18 protein-coding genes, 1 tRNA gene and 1 other annotated feature are annotated in these 19,683 nt (G+C 39.4%); all 19 genes read right to left on the reverse strand.

The features are described from left to right. Positions 1 to 40 precede the first annotated feature (40 nt). On the reverse strand, positions 41 to 1,645 hold the full coding sequence (pckA, locus tag DWZ38_RS17970; protein ID WP_117854402.1) for a phosphoenolpyruvate carboxykinase (ATP): 1,605 nt from the start codon (positions 1,643 to 1,645) through the stop codon (positions 41 to 43). Between the two features lie 292 nt (positions 1,646 to 1,937). Further along, positions 1,938 to 2,888, reverse strand: coding sequence for a bile acid:sodium symporter family protein (locus tag DWZ38_RS17975; protein ID WP_021925063.1), 951 nt, complete (start codon positions 2,886 to 2,888; stop codon positions 1,938 to 1,940). A gap of 154 nt (positions 2,889 to 3,042) precedes the next feature. Continuing rightward, positions 3,043 to 3,320 (reverse strand) — a binding site (T-box leader). 228 nt (positions 3,321 to 3,548) lie between these two features. Continuing rightward, entirely contained in the window at positions 3,549 to 4,025 is a 477-nt protein-coding gene (locus DWZ38_RS17980; RefSeq protein WP_117854403.1) for a low molecular weight protein-tyrosine-phosphatase, read from the reverse strand. A 384-nt stretch (positions 4,026 to 4,409) separates the two neighbouring features. Then, positions 4,410 to 6,113 (reverse strand): hypothetical protein, encoded by a 1,704-nt coding sequence (locus DWZ38_RS17985; protein ID WP_021925061.1) that lies wholly within the window; start codon positions 6,111 to 6,113, stop codon positions 4,410 to 4,412. A gap of 127 nt (positions 6,114 to 6,240) precedes the next feature. After that, a complete protein-coding gene (locus tag DWZ38_RS17990) occupies positions 6,241 to 6,858 on the reverse strand; it encodes an HAD hydrolase-like protein (protein WP_330600181.1) in 618 nt (205 codons plus the stop codon). Positions 6,859 to 7,194: 336 nt separating this feature from the next. Beyond that, positions 7,195 to 7,268: transfer RNA gene (locus tag DWZ38_RS17995), tRNA-Ser, on the reverse strand. Between the two features lie 99 nt (positions 7,269 to 7,367). Continuing rightward, on the reverse strand, positions 7,368 to 7,712 hold the full coding sequence (locus DWZ38_RS18000; RefSeq protein ID WP_021925059.1) for a hypothetical protein: 345 nt from the start codon (positions 7,710 to 7,712) through the stop codon (positions 7,368 to 7,370). Beyond that, the gene (locus DWZ38_RS22965) at positions 7,658 to 7,807 is read right to left on the reverse strand and encodes a hypothetical protein (RefSeq protein WP_021925058.1); all 150 of its coding nucleotides are present in this window, start codon (positions 7,805 to 7,807) and stop codon (positions 7,658 to 7,660) included. Before DWZ38_RS22965 ends, DWZ38_RS18000 begins: the two co-directional genes overlap by 55 nt. Positions 7,808 to 7,899: 92 nt before the next feature. After that, positions 7,900 to 8,208 carry a helix-turn-helix transcriptional regulator gene (locus DWZ38_RS18005; RefSeq protein WP_021925057.1) on the reverse strand — a complete coding sequence of 103 codons (309 nt, stop codon included), beginning with the start codon at positions 8,206 to 8,208 and terminating at the stop codon, positions 7,900 to 7,902. A 33-nt stretch (positions 8,209 to 8,241) separates the two neighbouring features. Then, entirely contained in the window at positions 8,242 to 8,844 is a 603-nt protein-coding gene (locus DWZ38_RS18010) for a class I SAM-dependent methyltransferase (RefSeq protein ID WP_021925056.1), read from the reverse strand. Continuing rightward, a complete protein-coding gene (gene mcrC, locus DWZ38_RS18015) occupies positions 8,841 to 9,893 on the reverse strand; it encodes a 5-methylcytosine-specific restriction endonuclease system specificity protein McrC (RefSeq protein ID WP_117854404.1) in 1,053 nt (350 codons plus the stop codon). Before mcrC ends, DWZ38_RS18010 begins: the two co-directional genes overlap by 4 nt. Then, positions 9,890 to 12,283: an AAA family ATPase gene (locus DWZ38_RS18020; protein WP_021925054.1), complete on the reverse strand. Its 2,394-nt coding sequence runs from the start codon at positions 12,281 to 12,283 to the stop codon at positions 9,890 to 9,892. Before DWZ38_RS18020 ends, mcrC begins: the two co-directional genes overlap by 4 nt. Positions 12,284 to 12,349: 66 nt before the next feature. Further along, positions 12,350 to 12,577, reverse strand: a complete 228-nt coding sequence (locus DWZ38_RS18025; RefSeq protein WP_021925053.1) for a hypothetical protein — start codon at positions 12,575 to 12,577, stop codon at positions 12,350 to 12,352. Between the two features lie 162 nt (positions 12,578 to 12,739). Next, positions 12,740 to 13,564, reverse strand: a complete 825-nt coding sequence (locus tag DWZ38_RS18030) for a sugar nucleotide-binding protein (protein WP_117854446.1) — start codon at positions 13,562 to 13,564, stop codon at positions 12,740 to 12,742. Positions 13,565 to 13,566: 2 nt separating this feature from the next. Then, complete coding sequence (locus tag DWZ38_RS18035; RefSeq protein WP_021925051.1) at positions 13,567 to 14,397, reverse strand: MBL fold metallo-hydrolase; 831 nt, start codon at positions 14,395 to 14,397, stop codon at positions 13,567 to 13,569. Between the two features lie 220 nt (positions 14,398 to 14,617). Further along, on the reverse strand, positions 14,618 to 16,075 hold the full coding sequence (locus DWZ38_RS18040; RefSeq protein WP_117854405.1) for a hypothetical protein: 1,458 nt from the start codon (positions 16,073 to 16,075) through the stop codon (positions 14,618 to 14,620). Positions 16,076 to 16,574: 499 nt separating this feature from the next. Further along, entirely contained in the window at positions 16,575 to 17,768 is a 1,194-nt protein-coding gene (locus DWZ38_RS18045; RefSeq protein ID WP_117854406.1) for an XRE family transcriptional regulator, read from the reverse strand. A gap of 48 nt (positions 17,769 to 17,816) precedes the next feature. Further along, a complete protein-coding gene (locus DWZ38_RS18050) occupies positions 17,817 to 18,605 on the reverse strand; it encodes a DUF5986 family protein (protein WP_147343033.1) in 789 nt (262 codons plus the stop codon). Positions 18,606 to 18,959: 354 nt separating this feature from the next. Then, positions 18,960 to 19,673, reverse strand: a complete 714-nt coding sequence (locus tag DWZ38_RS18055) for an HNH endonuclease (RefSeq protein ID WP_117854408.1) — start codon at positions 19,671 to 19,673, stop codon at positions 18,960 to 18,962. Positions 19,674 to 19,683: the final 10 nt, after the last annotated feature.

Here is a 19,683-nt window from a genome sequence, read left to right on the forward strand (position 1 = left end):
ACACGGCAGACCCGAAATCATTCAATCTTATAAAGTTAGATTAAGCCTGAGGACCAGCAGCAACAAGCGCTTTACCAGCTTCATTTCCTTCGTATTTCTTGAAGTTCTTAACGAAACGGTCTGCAAGGTCTTTTGCTTTTACTTCCCACTCAGAAGCGTCAGCGTATGTGTCACGAGGATCAAGGATGCCTGTGTCAACGCCTGTAAGCTCTGTAGGAACCTCAAAGTTGAAGAATGGGATCTTCTTAGTCGGAGCTGTTAAGATAGCGCCGCTGAGGATTCCATCGATGATACCACGGGTATCTTTGATGGAGATACGTTTTCCGGTTCCGTTCCATCCTGTGTTAACCAGGTATGCTTTTGCTCCGCTCTTCTCCATTTTCTTAACGAGTTCTTCAGCATATTTGGTCGGATGCAGCTCAAGGAATGCCTGTCCGAAGCAAGCTGAGAATGTAGGTGTAGGCTCTGTGATTCCACGCTCTGTACCAGCAAGTTTAGCTGTGAATCCAGACAGGAAGTAGTACTGAGTCTGCTCTGGTGTCAGGATAGATACTGGAGGAAGTACTCCGAATGCATCTGCGGAAAGGAAGATAACGTTCTTAGCAGCCGGTGCGGAAGAGATCGGGCGAACGATCTTCTCAATGTGGTTGATCGGATAAGATACACGAGTGTTCTCTGTAACGCTCTTATCAGCGAAATCAATCTTGCCTTCACCGTCAAGTGTAACGTTCTCAAGAAGAGCGTTTCTCTTGATTGCATTGTAGATATCCGGCTCAGAATCCTTGTCAAGGTTGATAACCTTAGCATAGCAGCCGCCCTCGAAGTTGAATACTCCGTTGTCGTCCCAGCCGTGCTCGTCATCACCGATGAGAAGTCTCTTAGGATCTGTGGAAAGTGTAGTCTTACCTGTTCCGGAAAGGCCGAAGAAGATAGCGGTGTTCTCACCGTTCATATCTGTGTTTGCAGAGCAGTGCATGGAAGCGATGCCCTTAAGCGGCAGATAGTAGTTCATCATGGAGAACATACCTTTCTTCATCTCTCCGCCGTACCATGTATTTACGATAACCTGCTCACGGCTTGTGATGTTGAACATTACAGCTGTCTCAGAGTTAAGGCCTAATTCCTTGTAGTTCTCAACTTTAGCCTTGGAAGCGTTGTAAACAACGAAATCTGGCTCGAAGTCTTTGAGTTCTTCCTCTGTAGGCTGGATGAACATGTTTGTTACAAAGTGTGCCTGCCAAGCAACCTCAACGATGAAACGGATTGCCATACGGGTATCTTTGTTAGCGCCGCAGAATGCATCTACTACGAAAAGTCTCTTGTTGGAGAGCTCTTTCTTAGCGATCTCTTTCACTGCTGCCCAAGCTTCCTGTGTTGCAGGATGGTTGTCGTTCTTATATTCGTCAGATGTCCACCATACGGTGTCTTTGGAATTCTCATCCATTACGATATATTTGTCTTTAGGAGAACGTCCGGTATAAATACCTGTCATAACGTTAACAGCGCCAAGCTCGCTGACCTGTCCTTTTTCAAAGCCCTCAAGACCTGGTTTGGTCTCCTCTTCAAATAACATTTCATAAGAGGGGTTGTAAACAATTTCTGTAGTTCCGGTAATACCATACTTTGTTAAATCAATTTTTGCCATCTTACACTTAACCTCTTTTCTCTAAAATGGAATTCATCTGCGAACGCAGATTCTATGGCTGATACACGCTGTTTCACCATAATACCTTATCGAAAATATTACTTGCGCCACCAGCTTCTATGGTACAAAACCTAAGGAATGGAACCGGGTGGATTCCTTTTTTCCTTATCATATATTATACATATCTGGTGGATAAAATCAACACAATTTTTCTGATTTTTGAAATTTTGTTAAAGTTTTATCAACATAGAAGGGGCCCCAGGGAAAATCCCCCAGGGCCTTGTGGAATGTTTTATTTTGTCTGTCCGTCTTTTGCGCTGCGTGCATAAATATTTGCAAGAACTGCACCGGAAATATTATGCCATACACTGAATACAGCTCCTGGGATGGTTGCCAGCGGATACTGTGCAAAATGTGTGGTTGCAAGGGAGGTTGCAAGTCCGGAGTTCTGCATGCCGACCTCGATAGAGATTGCACGGCATTTTGTAGTATCCAGCTTTAATGCACGGCCGATTCCGTAGCCAACACCATATCCAAGCAGGTTATGCAGGATAACAACTGCTACGATGAGAAGTCCGGATGTCATCAGCTTAGCAGAGTTTGCGGATACAACAGCTGCTACGATGGCCACGATGGCTGTGGTGGAGATCAGCGGAAGGATCTCTACTACTTTTTCTGTAAATTTCTTGAAGAAATGGTTGATCACAAATCCAAGTACGATTGGAACGATTACTACCTTTACAATGGAAAGGAACATGCTGAACATGTCTACGTTTACCTTCTGGCCTGCATATAAATAGGTAAGAAGAGGTGTTAAAAACGGAGCAAGCACTGTGGATACTGCAGTCATACCAACGGACAATGCCACATCTCCTTTGGACAGATAGGTCATAACGTTGGAGGATGTTCCGCCAGGGCAGGTTCCTACCAGGATTACGCCGATGGCAAGCTCTGCTGGAAGCTGAAATACTTTTGTAAGAGCAAAAGCTAACAGCGGCATTACGGTAAACTGTGCGATACAGCCGATGATCACATCTTTTGGACGGCTGAATACAACCTTGAAGTCGTTTGGCTTCAGGGTAAGTCCCATACCGAACATTACGATTCCAAGCAGGGTGTTGACGTAGCTGGTCTTGATGAAGCTAACCGTGTTCGGTGCAAAGAGTGCAAGTGCGGCAACTGCGATTACGATCACTGCCATGTACTTGCTGACAAAGTTTGTGATTTTTTTCAGTGTTTCCATTTTGGTTTCTCCTTCGTGATTTTGAAGGCAGTGTTGCTGTCTTCCTTGATTTTCCAAGGGATTTCACATGATGGTATTTCCTCTGTGTGAGAGGCAGTGTCAACAGCTCCGCGTTTCTGGCACAAGCGGATAATAAAAAAGCCTCTGTCTCCAGTTAAGAGACAAAGGCAAAATCCTCTGCGGTACCACTCTTATTGCTGCCATGCAGCCACTCACTACTCATCCTATAAAATGAGAAACAGGATAACGACTGTTAACCGTCCGAACTTACTCGAATAGATACTGCGCTTCTATGCTCATCAGCAGATAGGTACTATTTTTCAGTCCGAAAGCTCAGAGGTGATTTTCACAAAAGCTTCCTCGCCATCTCTCACCACCGATGGCTCTCTGTGGATTCCCCTTCTTGCTACTCTTCCTCGTCATTGCGAAATTCTTAGATTGAGGTTATTGTAGTACGGTGAAGTGGAAATGTCAAGAGGGGCAGCGAAAAAAGTTGGACAAATTATACAAGTTGGCGTTTTTATTTTGTGCAGTATTTCTGAAGTTCGGTATTGCCTTCATAATTATTGCACTTCTGTTTTTCACTTTGTTGCTTTTCCCATTATTTATAATACATTGCATCTTTTTCCTCACCTGCCACAGTTCTGTTACATTATCTTATTATATTCTTCCCTCTCGTTCCAAATATAAGAGAAATCCCTCGCATCCTTCCACCACATCCCGATAAGTAGACTCAAAGTTCCCGGTATACCAGGGATCTGCAATGTCTCTGGGATGATCGGAATAATCCAGCAAAAGCTTTACTTTGTGCTCCGGGTCCTTTCCTACAATCCGCAGGATATTTCGGATATTACGCTCTTCCATCCCCAGAATGTAATCATATTTCCCATAGTCCGCCTTGGTGATCTGCACTGCTCTTTTTCCCTCGCAGGAAATCCCATGCTTCGCCAGCTCCCGTTTCGCCGGAGGATAAACCGGATTCCCCACTCCGTTCCAGATTTCTTCCGTGCTGGTGGCTGCGGATGCAATATAAAATCTGTCTGACAAACTGCGTTCGGAAACAATTGATTTCATAATAAATTCTGCCATAGGACTGCGGCAAATGTTGCCTAAACAAACGAAAAGTACTCGTATCATATATTTTTGCTCCTATCTTATCTCATTGTGTTTCTTACATTGAATAATCTAAATATACGCTTTCCTAACGGATATTTGTTTTTACTGGATATTTCTTTAAAAAGCCTCCGAAAGAAGGCTTTAAAAGAATGCTTTTTTCAAAAATAGCTTCTGAAATGTCATGAGTATTGTCAAAAGCACATATATCATGACTTCCATTTATAACAATTTCACCAGATGAAAAGAATACTTTACTAATGAATTATAGCATTGTTCCTTACTGTTGTCTTCAGTTTCTGAGTATATAAAAAACGAACCGAATGCTTTATCCTTTGGAATCAGAAGATGCTGGCTGATTATGCCATTGGCACATTACATAAGTGTTATAGGAAATGGGGAACCCAATCATTTCACATATCCAAATTTCACCAATTCCTGTATAAATGCACTCCGTCTTGGATATCGTTTGCGATATTCTGCCATAAATGTATTTTTTTCACCGATAATTCCATGAGACTCCTTTACTTCACCATAAGCAGAAATAAACGCAGCACATTCATGGTAGTATTTTCTTCTGTTGGCAGTCATGATTCCATCTACCCGCAGGGAAATAAGCTGGTTAATTTTATTCATCCAACGTATTCTGTCTTCGTTCGAAATCTTTACCTCCTGTTTCCATTTGCAGATGATTTCCCACAATAACTCAGTACTGTTCTTTGTGCAGGTATGTCCGGTTCCTTTATAAAATTCTTCTGCCGTAAATTCATATTTTTGCTGTATATAGTTTAATAAACAGGATAATCCTGCAGGCAAATCTGTTCCCTGATATAACAGAAGTAAAAAGCTGGTGATGCCCTCCTTCATAAAGGTAAATGACCAGCCAAGTGATTCTCTTACACTCATGCCCTGGGCCATTACAGTATCAAATTCTTTATTCCAGAAAAGAAGCATAAAATATAATTCATTATCCGTTTTATATAGACCCTGGCAGATTTTTGCTGCCTGTCGTTTGTTATTTTCCCAGTTGTCTCCGCAGAAGCGCAGACGAAGGTAATGAACAAGCGACGGATTAGAGCGGAATGCTTCCAGCCAGCAATATTCGCATACTGATTCCTGATTATTTTCACATGCATATTTGGCTGTAAGCAGAGCTATTTCGCTCCGGACTTTTGTGTTTTCGGAAATCCTTTCCAATGCTTCTATACCAATGCTCATCATACGCTGATTTTTATCAGGATCAGAGTTTTGCTCCAAGATCTGCTTATATAACTCAGGACAGGTATTTGCATATTTTCTGGCTGTATCGAGAATCTGCTGTTCATCCTGAAGCATAGACTGGGCTTCTTTCAAAAGTATTTTTACACCCATGCCGCTGTGGGTCCCCAGGTATTCAATCCAAAGCGGAAGGAACTGCTCAAACTCAGGTAATTCAAAGTTTCCTGTCTGGAGAACATCTTCCAGCCGCACAGAGTAACACTGAAAATTATGGATCATGCAAAGCAGTTCTTCTGCACGATCTTCCAATCTATTTCCCTGGTATTCCAGATACAAGCATTCACGAACTGTTTTTTTCATAGAACCAGACAAAAGTTCGTGTTCATAAAGGTCGTTTATGCCAAGAGGTTCACCGCAAAAATCCTCATAATCTCCTTTTGCAGTGATCTCCAGCACAGACAGTGTTTCGGCTAGTTCGCAGCCTTCTTTATATACTGCCAGATCAATACATTTATGAATCAGCTTGATCGCGTCTTCAATTTCAGATAAAACACCCATGGAATCTGAAAAAAGAACTTCATCCGCATCACTGTTATACCAGTCATCCCATTCTTCGTTATATTCGCTATCGAGGCATCGGATACCGTTATTGATTTCTGCTAATATTTCCTGATTATGTTTCAGCTCTATAAGCAGCTGCTGATGATCGTCACAAGTTGTTTTGGGGGAGTCCGTGGCAGTGGTTTGGGAAGCTGCTGTTAAAGTATCCAAAAAGATTTCTCTTTTATGCTCTGGTAATGTTCTGGCAATTTCATGGATAACAGCTAGCAACTGGTCCTTTGATAGCTGTTGTGTAAGTTCATCTGATTTTCTTAAAAAAGTTGGTAAATTCATTTGTATTCTCCATAGTAATCTTATTTTCCATGCAAAAAACTCCTTATAAACATACTATAGCATTGTTCATTACAGTTGTCATTGGGTTTCGTGGTCAAAGATTAAAAGAACGCTTCCCCATCTGATATTACTCTGCTTTTGACTTTGCCCTGGCAGGAATATCTCCCACTCCATTTAAAACCATAGTTGGACGATATGCATACATTTTAAGTGTATCCTTTGTCGAACATCCGGAAAGAACAAGCACAGTAGACATACCGCTTTCCATTCCTGAAATCACATCTGTATCCATTCTGTCACCAACCATGACAGCCTCTGCTGAGTGACAACCAAGCATATTTAATCCTGTTCGCATCATCAGTGGATTAGGCTTTCCGCAAAAATATGCCTTTGTACCAGTTGCCATTTCGATAGGTGCGATCAACGCCCGGCATGCAGGGGCAATACCGTTCTCAATTGGGCCTGAAACATCTGAATTTGCCCCGATCAGCTTAGCTCCCTTTAAAACCAGATTTGTTGCCTGAGTCAAGGTATCCAGCGAATAGGAACGGCCCTCTCCAACAATAACATAATCCGGGTTTACATCATTCATTGTTATGCCAACATCATAAAGGGCATTTAATAAACCCGCTTCTCCAATTACAAATGCGGAACAGCCCGCTGCCTGTTCTTTTAAAAAAGCAGCTGTTGTGTTTAGGGGAAAATTTTTAGGAAGTTCACAATTTATGTTTTTGTCAACTATCACAGTTACTTTCCTCATTAATACCATACAAAGCATGTATTCTTATCCACTTATATAAAAAACGCCTGCATCTCTGCAAGCACCTTATCATATTGTTCCACAATTTCATATATTATTCTGCCTGCATTACAGCCATGAGGCTTATCCCTGGTCAATCAGTTTAACACCTTAACCTTGTTCATGGATTTCGGCACATTTCTATGCCTAAAGTAAAGTTGTCAATTTATTAAAAACGGTTTAAGAACAAAATCGTTGACCATTCAGAATTAACCGTTCAAACATAACCCAAAATGATTCACAATTGGAGATGTTCTGCAACATCATATTAATAACCCCAATTTTCGAAGGCAGGATTCGAACCCGCGACATCATGGTTAGCAGCCATGTGCGCTACCAACTGCGCCACTTACTAATTGAGTACCCCAATTTTCATCAGAATTGGTATATTCTTGTAACATAACCCTGTTACAGGGAAACTGAGTTCAGGATTTTTCGTAATGCAGACAATGCAGTTATGCAATTTCAATAAAAGTAGTCGCATTCGACACTTTAATCTGCGTATCCAATTCTGTAAGCAGAATGTTTCGCTTTTCTTCAAGCATTCCTAATTTCTTCTTTACATCCAGCGGATCAACAAGTTCAGCGGTATTCTCCCTTACATACGCATCTACAACGCCTAATGGCTTCTCATCTTTCCCCTTACTATCACGCCCCAGAATACTTAAACGCATATTCTCTGCAGTGGACTGAAGCTGACTATTCTTCATATCACAAAAACGTACCCGCTCATTATATTCATTGTTTAACTTCTCCTGAAGCTTCCCTTCAAAATCAGCATCTCCATCATAGGAATCCATGCCACGAAGCTTGCTTTTTCAATCTTATCTGTTATCTTTTTTACTAACAGGTCCCTCTCGTCCAAAGCCTGTGTCACCAGCATTGTTTCTCCCATAAAAAATCCTCCCATAGTTTATTTCCAAGTCGCTTTCTGAAAATAATTTTACAGGAGAATTTCTCTTTTGTCATTGTACTTGTAGTATAATTCTACGCTGCCTCAATTGCTTTTATTTTGCCATAATAAATACGCATTCGCTTTAACTGTACTTGATTTTCTGCTGTAAGAATTCTCTTTCTGCTTCCGCACAGCATGTCATCCACTGAAACCTGAAACAGATAACTAAGCGCATACAAATTATCTACAGATGGCATACTGATCCCATTTAACCAGTGATACACACTTTGAATACTACCCAATCTCAAATACTGCTGAACATCTTTTACTGTAAAACCGCATTCATCCATAATTCTGCGCAAATTAATTCCAGTTTGCTTTTTGTCAATTAACGGAATCATTCTTAGCCCACCTTTCTCTCTTATTTCATGATTTTAAATTCCCCCCACCGAAAACACCACAATCCTCTCCCTCTCATTCTTCCCCTCAAACAAATCCTCCGTATCGATCTCATCAAAAAACAGCAACAGCTCTTCTGTCATCAGGCAGCTGATGTATTCTTCTGAGGGATAATAAAAAAACAGCAGGATTTCCCTTGGGTTTTCGTAGTAGGATTCGTAGATTCTGGACAGGACTTTTCGGAGGATTTCTATGGAAAAGGGATTGAAGAAATAGCAGCGGTCTACGGATGTCGGTACTGGGTATTCTTCGGCGCTTGTCAGTTCGAAGGAAGTCCTTTTCCCGGATACAGCCTGTTCCTGATTGGCTCTGGCGCCGGCGTAAATTCTGTCGTCGTATTCTACGCCGATTGAGCTGCATCTTGTCTGGTAGGACAGGTAGAAGCACACTCTGCCTTTTCCGGTTCCGTAGTCTAATACCACATTTTTCTTTCTGATTAGGCCGCTGTTCGCCAGCCGTTCCAGGACGCAATACGGCGTTGGCTCATAGGGATAGCGATATTGATCCGCGCGGGAATCATCCCGGCCGGTGGTTTTTATTTTTAACAGCTTGTCCCACTGATTTTCATTTTGGTTCATAACAGCATCTCCCTTACAATCCCATCCAACTGCTTCCGAATCCCCTCAAAGGGCAAATTCAAATCCAATGTTTTCACCTCAATCTCATTTCCATGCATCTGGTAAGTTTGGTCAGGATGGATTTGGTCTTCTGTTTTGGCGTAGAGAAGAAGGCCGGAAACCTTGTGGGGTGTTTCGCCAAAAGCGTAATCTTTGTTTTTCACATAAGTAAAAATCTGATAAAGGTTGCCAGAATGCAGTGTATGTCTGCCGTAATGCTCCTGTGTGGTATGGGAATAATATTTTGCGTCAATGATCAATACGCTGCTGCCAAGCTGCAGAGTGATGTCGCTTTGCATGACGGGAAGCATGGTACCGCTTCCATCGTCCAGCGCCCAGGGAATCTGGGACGCAGTTACGGACAGCTGGGGAAAATGTTTTCTGTAATATTCCAGGATAAATTTCTCATAAAGGCGGCACATTCTCTGCTCATCAAGAAAAGCAGCCAACCTGTATTCTCCCTGCTCGGTGGTAAGCAGCAAGCCCTCTGCAAGCAGCTGACAGATACTGATCAGCATCCGGTAATTCTGATTGTTCCGCCCAAACCGTATGGCAGACCAGCGGACAGATGTTAATTCCAGCGTATCCACAGCAGAGAAAAACAGCATTTTCTTTTTCAGATCATCCTTATATCTCGCTTTCACATTCCCGTGCTTCAAAAGAAGCAAAACCGTTGATTTCAAAATCTGGTTCAGCAGATTGTTTTCGGAAAGCTCGTCAAACTCGCAGGCCAGCAACTGCCTTCTGGACATTTTGTTCCGGATGGTTCCCTGCATATTGATTTTTCCCCGCATGACAGACAAATCCTCCTGACAGTTCCGGTATTCCCGATACAGGCCCTGCTTCAGCTGAAAACCAATGCCCTTCGCCAGAATTGCGGCAAAAAGATTCTGCATATCCTCAAACTTCTCTGCCGCAATCTCCTCATAATTAGACTGGTTCAGCGTTTGAAAAGCGTAGGACAGCATATAATAAATATTTTTTATGAGAATACTTTTATCTCTCGTCATTGAAATACCCCATGGAGAATATTTTCCCAGCGCTGTACTTTATCCAGGTCGTCAAACCAGTACTCTTCCAGCATGGGAAGAACATCAAAATCCACGATTTCAAGCAGTTTTTCTGCCGTGCACGCCTTCATGCCGCAAAAATAACTGTGTCCGATGCAGAAGCCTTTTCCTAGAGATCTGTCTGCTGTGATTTCTTTGTTCAGTTCTGTTATTTTGCCAATCAAGGAGTCAAACAATTCACTGTTCAGAGCGTTCTGATATTTCACGAAGCCTTCTGACTCAAATCCCGGCTCCATCTCAAAAAAGCTGAATCTTCTCCGCAGAGCATAATCAATCATGGCAAGACTCCGGTCCGCCGTATTCATCATTCCAATAATATGTACCCGCTCCGGAACCGAAAAACTCAAGCCATTGTACGCCAGAGCCGTCTTGGTTCCCCGGTAATCCTTCTCAATCAGCATGAGAAGTTCCCCAAAAATCTTGCTCATATTTCCACGATTGATTTCGTCAATAATGAAAAAATAATCCTTGTCCGGGTTGTTTGCAGCCTTCTGGCAAAACCGATAGAAAATCCCATATTTCAGCGCAAAAGAATCCCCTTCCGGCTTATATCCCATAATAAAATCTTCATAGGAATAATTCTGGTGGAACTGTACAAATTCCACCCGGCTCTCGTCCTTTTCTCCCATGATCGAATAGGCCAATCTTTTTGCGGCAAAGGTTTTTCCCACGCCAGGGGCTCCCTGAAGGATGATGTTCTTTTTTCTCAAAAGCACGGACACAAGACGGTTGTATTTCGCCTCCGTCATATATACCTCTTCCAGGAAATTTTCTTTTGTATACGGCTCTGTCCTTTGCCCGGAAAATGCAGACGGATTGTTCTCACGAATCATATCCATAATAAAATCAAATTCTCCTTTGGTAAGCTTAAACAGGCTTCCCTGCTGATTGACAAAGTACTCCATTCGCGCAAGCTCCGGGCAGGCCTTCAAAGTCAAATAATCAATAGGCGCAGAAAGTCCCTCAACTTTTTCAAAATAGATCTGCTCTCCATCCTGCTCTGCGGTTACTTTGCAAATCGCCACCACCTGTTTCACTGGATAGGATTCGTAACCGATGATGAAATTCCCAGCTTTGGCGTCCAGGAAATTCTGAAAAATGCGGCGCTTATTGCCGTTCTCGTTGTAAAGGGTGTAGGACTGCACCTCTCCCACAGCAAGATCCGAAAAACTCCAGATGTTTGGATTGGCATTCAGCCACCAATAATGCGGCTCGTCCTCTTCCTGGGAAACAACATACAATGAAATCTGGGACAAATCTGTTTCTTTCAATGCTGCTTCCAGTTCCTCCCGCAGCTTCCAGATATATACGCCCTCTTCATCTGTGCCTGCTTTTTTTCCTATATATAGAGTGGGCCACCATTTCGTACTGCCATCCTGCTGCCAGACCGGACATCCGGTTTTCTCAGTAATGCGCTTTGCAAGAGCAGAAGACCCGGCATTATAAAAATTAGGGCTTTCTCCGTATTTCACGGAAAGCTGGGTGCAAGTAGCTTTGCCGCCATAATCCAGCATGCGCTTCATAATTTCAAGACTGCTCTCGTTAAAAACTTCCTCGTCAGCCAGCAAGCATTTCCACTCCTGCACCGTTATGCCGGGATCGTAGTCTTCAGCTTTGGGCCACCACTCATCTGCAGATGCACGGTTTCGCTGGCTGTAAAATCGGCTGATGTAAAAGCCAAGATCCATTGTCAGCGTCCTAAGTTCCGGATCCGGATAGCAGGTTTCTGTCAGCTGAGACTTCAGCATCCTTCTCAGCTCGTCCTCTTTTTTCAGTTCTTCGCACAGCGCATTGTAAAAGGCATAAAAGTTCCGCAGATTTTCCCCGTAATGACCCTTTCGGAAACTAAGATCACAGCCTAATTCTGCTGCGGCGTTTTTCACTTCACTGTATTTGTAAATGTAATATTTGTCCGGATATCTGAGCCACAGGTAGGTGGTGATGGCATTTTCGTACTGGTAATGCTGCGCTGCATCATTTCCATATTTCTCAAGCAAAATTCCCGCCTGATCCTTAAACGCAAGAATTCTGGAAATCACATCCTGAGTCTCATCAAAAAGTGCGAGATACATCGCCCGCACTTCCTCCGGTGCTGCTTTTGCAAAACCTTCAATCATTTTTCCTGGAAAATTATTCATAGAAACCAACAGATTATAAGTCTTTGCCAGCGAACGTGTAAGCATATCCGCAAAATCAGCCGCATTCACATCCCAGTTATCCTGAAAACACTTCACAGCCTCCCATTTGTACTTTTCATTCGGCCACTGCATTTGGATGAAATCCTTCTTGTAGCAGGCAATGGCATCGGTTAGGTAGGAATTATTGAACATTGGTGAATCTCCTTAATTTTCATATAGATATCTAAATTTACACTTCCATCATCTAGAGCGTGATATTTATTCAAAAATATCTGGCTCATTCTCAATCAAATCTTCCGCCAGATATTTTGCATCCATATTTTCTATTCCATAACTGCCATTTGAAATTTGTTCAGTAAGTTTACTGGAATAATAAATATCAAATGCCTTCCGCAAATCAATCCCTTTTATTTCGGAAATTGCATTAATGATATCATTTTCCAAATTTTGCTTATAAACCTCTTCCAATGTTTTCTTATCTACCATTGTTTTCCACCTCATATGCTCTTTTAAAAGTAATAAGTCGATTCAGTGTTCAACCACCCACATACTACAAAATACCACCTGTTTTGTGACTTTCTTATGCTGGAACTCAAAATAATCATCTTCCTGTATGTACGAATCCACTGCAATCAAAAGGTTTATTCATTATTTTTCATTAGAATTCCCTTCCCTAAGCGTCTTATTCGTCCTTTCATAATCCCTCAGGCATCTCTTCAGCCCATCAAAAACATCACTGAATTCCACACCATATTTTCTCGCCTTTTCGCAATTCATCCACAAATTATGTCTTGGCGGAGCATCCTGAACCGCCACCTGGTTTCCAAGCAAATCTAAAAACTGTTCTGTGATCTCATACATGGACTGGGTGGTCTCGCTTCCAAAATTATACGCGCCTCCCGGCAAAGCCATCACATGATCCATGTTTTCAACCACTTCCTTCAGATAGGTAATTCCGCGAAACTGTCTGGTACTAAACGCCGCCTGCTGCTTCGCATGTATCATATTCAGAAAATAATTCGGCTTCTTTGAAACATAGTCATACATCCACTCCGCCCGCAGCATCACGGCAGAAGGAACCAAATCCAACACCCGCTGCTCCATCTCCAGCTTATGTTCCGCATAAATATTTCCCGGCTTTACTACATCTTCTATATATGGTCCATTCTCCTCGCAGGCACTGTATACCTGATCGGAGCTGAAGCAGATCAATTTTCTGTCTTTGCATGCATGAGCCAGATACACCGGAATCTGCACATTTGCAAAATACGATGCTTCCGGATTTTTCTGACAGGTCCCGATATCAGAAATTGCCGCGGTATGAATCACCACATCCGCTTCACTTTCCTCAACCATTCGCTTTATCCTCTCCTGAGTTGCATTTCGAAGAGATGGTGCAGCGGCCGCCTGAGCATATGATTCCATGATTTTATGTCCTACAAATCCTGTTGTTCCTGTAATAAGCAGTTTCATTTTCATGATTCCCTTTTGCCGTTCTTTGAAAATAAAATAGAAAACGATTCCAGATCATCCGGGATCAGAAGATTGCCGGAAAAATAGTTTCTGCCCTCATTTCCATAAAGCTCTTTTCGGTGCGCAATATTTTTATCTTCTGTATGATACAGCAGCAGATTTTTCACATGAAGTTTCTCCGCCAGTTCGCAGGCATCCTTCACAGTAGAATGGTGTTTCTCATACGGATGGAAAATCTCCGCCTGACTGCTCATACAAAACGCTTCATGCAAAAGCCATGTACTGTTTTTCGCATATTTTTCCTCACAGGGATGGTATGGTTCATCTCCGCAGCATGTTAATTTCTCCCCATTTCCCAATTCCATGCAAAAGCCAAACTGCTTGGTCTTCGTTGACTGTATATCGAAAAAGGTAACTTTTTTGTTCAAAATCTCTTTCGACTCGCCATCTGTCACAGGTATCAGATGAAGACGCTTTCCAATAAACTCTGTGTCTTTCTTTTGCAGCAGTTTTTCGGAAAAATCCTGGAGCAAGGTGGTCACTTCATCATGTGCATATATGACTGCTTCGCCTTCGTATTCGCCCTGCTTCATGGACTGACAGATCATGCGAATCATCCAGATTATCCCGGTAATATGATCGAGATGCTTGTGCGTCACAAAAATAGTTTTTATCTTTTTCCAATCGATTCCGGCATGTTTCAACTGGTGGAGGATCTGGCTTCCTCCACCGCCATCTACCAGGAAATATTGATTGCTTTCGTGCAGGACGAAGCAGGTGTTGTAGCACTCGGTTGTTACTGCGTTGCCGGTGCCTAGGATTGTAAGGGTCATGGTTGGTTCTCCTGACATAGAAAATTTATGATTTCTAATAAAGTGTATAGGGATATTGTCCGAATTTATAAATCCTCTTATGAAAACAAAAAGGATTCATAAAATCACTATCTTTTTATAAGATATATGATACTATGAACCCTTAATGGGTGCAAGCGAAAAAGTCAAGCCGCATTTTGTTAAAGCTCATTTTTTCTTCATATCCCACCTTATTTAACGCTTATGAATAAGGTATAAATTCTCTCCGTTTTTGCATACCAGCAGCTTCAACAGCAATTTTAACTCCACGGTTCTTTTCTTCCTTAGGTATCCATTTTCCACCTTTTTTAATTTTTCCAATAATGATTTCGGAAATTTCTTTCTCCGATTTTCCATCAATAAATAACACATCTCCTATAAAAGTTAAAATAGTGTCTAATGTTGCAATTTTATAAATCGGATCAATTTCTCTGCTATGAATCGACCATGGACTTACCGTAAAATGCTGTTTTCTTTCCCAATAATATTTTGATACACGCCGTTCGAATATAAGCATACAATCTGTATTGTTTAATATACTTACATAATAATTAAAAACATTTTTTAAATTTTCTGAAGTCATTTCAATAGATGCTGAAAGACTAGATTTACTATACCTATAACCATCTTGTGTTAGACAATGACATCCAATTTTTTTCATAAAGTCTTTAATAGGCATTGTAAAAAAAATGGGTTGCTTGAAACGGTCATTTTGTATCTTAAATCGTATTACAGTACCCTTGGTTCCCAAAAAAGTTACATCCTTTTGCTTTAGACACTTTTCAAATACAAAAATATTTCTTTTAATAAATTCAGGTTCATATATAAATTGTAAAGTTTCCTCATTTAAAATTCCATTTGCCTTTTGTATATTCTCAATCACATATTTATAACCGTTTTTCAGCAACCAGTCTGCAATTTTTCTTGTACATAATAAAGGATTTCTTCTATTTTTTGCATAGCAGTTTTCAGCTCTTTCGTATAGTTCACAAAACTCATTCATTTTCAAGTTAAATTTATTAATACTTTCGCTTAAATCTCCTCCAGAAGATATATAAACAGTTCTAATTCGATTACACATAGCAATTACACTTTTTAAATCACTATGCAATTTATAAGGCAAAACCATAGGGAACTGTTCAATCTTATTATTAGCATTTTTACAGAAATCTATATTTTCGCCAAGTGCTACGTCAAATTCAGTTTGTCTAGCATCTTTTTTTACATCTCTTCTATATGAACTTACCTTAGAAATTACACTCCCTGCCCCTTTTATATCTTTATAGTGCTTCACACACTCAGATCCAACATGCAGTTCCTCTCCAGTTATACTGTTTTCGATATAACATATATATACCGTCTTTCTACTACACAACTGACAATGCACTTCATTATCAGCAATCTCAAATGATGACTTTGCGTGCCATTCATTTTTTATACGGTCCATCATCATCTTCGTATCATGATTTAAAATCATACGCGCCTTATCATCAAAAGCTATATCTTCCTTTAACTGAGCTGCCGACAAAGTATTATATGTTTTTAAACATTCATACATATTACCATATATTTCTATATTTTTCGCCTCTTCACTTCGCTTTAACAATACCAGATCTCTTTTGTGTAAAATTAGATTATTAGATGTTTTCTTTATTGACACGTTTAATTCCTCCGTAGAAAAAAGAGAAGAATTGATAGTTCCAAAAGATATTATAGAACAAACGTACGATCAAGTCAACGTTTTCTTTGCAATATATTGTGTCTTATATTTTACCGTCGTCTATATATAGTGTTTTATTGTTATGATATTTAGTTTTTTCCAAATATACTATAAACATTTTTTGTACTGCATACCTATATTTCCAGTACCATCACTCCTTATGCTGCTCTAATATCCCCTCTCCAAAATGGCATTTCTCCTACCATATACCACTCAAATGTTCATCCCCAACTCTATCATAGATTCTTTTAATTAAGTTCAAAATATATATCCTACAATTATAAAATCAAACTGATCCAATCATCAAAAAGCTATCATTAATTACAATATTATTAATGCTACTGTATGTATTTATTTCGCAATATCTATGACAAATTTCCTCTTTTATCAATAAAACACCTGATAAAGCGAATACTTTCTTACCTTATCAGGTGAATTGTTATTCTGTATCTTTCTTAATTGTCATAAACGGTATCACTTTTGATTCCTGATACAACGTTCCTTCTCTAAGATACATAAGATTCTCCAAGTCATGTTGGGAAAGATAAATTCCATATCTTCCAAATTCCCTTAATAACTCACTTACAGTAAGATATCCACCTTCAAACAACATGTCTAATGCAGCTTGAAAAATTGTATCTCCAATTTCTCCCGGTTTATCTCCAGGCTCATGTAGCCTATATCCATTCTTCGACATTATACGCATCATATACTGAAACTGATTTGCTGAGATAATATCCAGTTGTCTTGCCCTATACATCATTGCCTGCATAGACACTTTCCATTTTTTCTTTAAAGCAAAATAGTAATCTATATTTGTTGGATAGGCAGAAACAGACTTCGAAAAAGACTTTTTAGGAAGCAGTAATGCACTGGCAAACATATTAGCTTGTTTTTCTCTTGCATTAAACTCATCCCTTGATATTTCTTCGTTATCCTCTCCCCAAGTGTGCAACAATATATGTCCTAATTCATGAGCCATATCAAATCGAAGCCTTTCAATTGGTTTTGAACCAATTGCCAATGCAATTATATAAATTGTTTTTCCATCTATTTTAATCTGCTGGCTAAATGCATCTATATCACTGTCTACATTTCTAAATCCTGTCACAATTATTCCATTAGACTGCAGTGCATACTGTAAATTATCTATAGGTCCGCTTCCTAGATCCCAAAATTCACGAATTAACATAGCCAATTTTTCAATTTCATTAATTGCTTGCTCAGAATCTACATTAATAATATCTTCAGGTATATCGATCCCTGTCGTATCTGGAAGATTTAGTTCTGGAACATTCACATAATTTAAAATCACTTCATACATTTTAGATACGTATTCCAGCTTTATTTTCTGTGCATTTCGAGATTTTTTAGTTGCTGATGCCTGAGATCTAAAATACGTATTTCCCGTCGATACAGTACATAAATCCTCAGATGTAAAAAAATCAACCGGAAAGTCTAATGTTCTTGCAATTTTTTCAACATTCTCAAAGGGAGGCTTATTTCCAGCATTTGCATAAAGAGACAATGATTGCTTGCTGATGCCAGTTTCATCAGCAAGCTCTGTCATTTTTTTTCCCCTAAATTGTAAAGCCTCTTTTAATCTTTGACCATTAAATTTTTGTACATTCATATCTGTACAGGAAACATAATTTTATTTAATAACTTATTGTCGAAGAACTTATGCTTCCTTATTCTCCTCTACAGACTTCGGCAATATTTCAGTACGTTTTTTTGGTTCAGTAGATTTGCTTGCAGGTATTTTTGCTTTAACAGAGAGTAAGCTACGCACATCTCTTTTCTCTTCTGGTTTTGGCTCTACTGCTGTTAATTCCCCAAAGTTTGGTTTTAATGCTTCAAGTATCGATATTTCTTGAACTTTATCAAAATCTTTGTCCATCAAAACTGCCGATAAGCTTTTCATTACAAATTTCTCAACTTCATATGAAACTATCCAAAAACGATAACCTTCATATTCGCATACAGCCTCTTCCATTATTGAGAAAAAATCTTTTTCAAAGTCCTCCTCGCTAAATGCCGATGTAAATGTTGGATCATAATCAGCAATAGTCATCTGTTTTACTTCTGCAACCTCATCTTTATTGATTGTATTGACCATCGTCTGTGCATAATGAGGACTTCTCCTAGCTCTATTTTTGATAATCCTATTAAGGGTGTTTTTGGTACAGACAGAAAACAACGCTTTATTCCCATTGTCTACTACCAGAACCCCCTTCCACGAACTCCTACTAAACACCTTAATTTTCACATCTTCAGAAACCACCATTTTACTCAGATTCGTATTAACTTTGTCTGCCCTTACGCCTGGCATTCCATTTGTAGTAATCGTATTACAATTTTGAAAGTATGATCTGACATCTTCAACTGCACCTTTTTCAATTGCTTTTCCGATCATTGTCATCGTAGTCATAAGATTGTCGCTTATTGTCATTAATTCATTTACCTCCATAAGAGATTTTCTATTCGTATTTTTACATAAATCGCTTATTTTGTCAAGTTTATTTTGATATTTCTTTTATTTTGTTAATTTATTTTCAAAAGAACAATCTAATATGTCAACTCATATCAGATTGTTCTTAAACCTTTTTTATATTTAGTTACCTCAGCTACAACTACTTTAGCAGTATTATAAAAATTTCATTCCAAACAAAATATTTTTATCACTACATAAAAATATTGGGCACACGTCTATAAATACAGAACTTTTTTATCTTTCAAAAAACAAATTTATATGAATACCTTTCAATAATCCACTAATACCGTAAATAGAATATTTTAATTATACTGCCTTTGTCTAAAAATACTATTTTATTAAACTTTCAAATTCCTCTTTTCCAATTTTTATACCACTTGCAGCTAACCGATCAGACCTATCATAATATATTTTATCTACAACATTCATTTTTTCAGATTCAACACCATAATGTAATCGCCTATGGCATGTTGGACATAAACAAATTACATTAGCATAAATATCCAAACTATTTTGGAATCTGTTCTGGTACTTCATTGGCAAAGCATGATGTCCTTCCATATATGGTTTTCCTGTTCTTTTTGCAGTAAAAGTTTTATGGTTTGAATTTATTTCACATTTATATCCAGCTGATTCTATAGATTGCATTTTTATTATAGAAGATCTTTTCCACGTATTTATAGTAACAATCTGTTTATTCGCAATTGGAATTTCAATATCCATGCTTTTTATCTGCTCATGAATATTTTCAAATCCATCGCCATTAGCAAATCTGAAATAATGATTAAAACCAACGCTGTACATTCGATGTCCGCGTGTATCCAAATCAACAAAGTCAGGATCCTTATACAGATATTCTTTTACTACCACTAAATCATCAATATCTTTAATCTCATATATTGACTGTTTTATTTTCTTTTTTTCAACAAGAAATTTTGAAATAGACTTCAACGCTTGCAAATAATGTTTAATCGTTGAATCAGACACTTTTCTTATTTCTTTTAAATATTTTATATAATATGTCATAAGAACATACTCATTCACATGCTTCACC

Origin of the sequence: Ruminococcus sp. AF31-8BH (assembly GCF_003460605.1) — a bacterium.
Taxonomy (GTDB): domain Bacteria; phylum Bacillota; class Clostridia; order Lachnospirales; family Lachnospiraceae; genus Blautia_A; species Blautia_A acetigignens.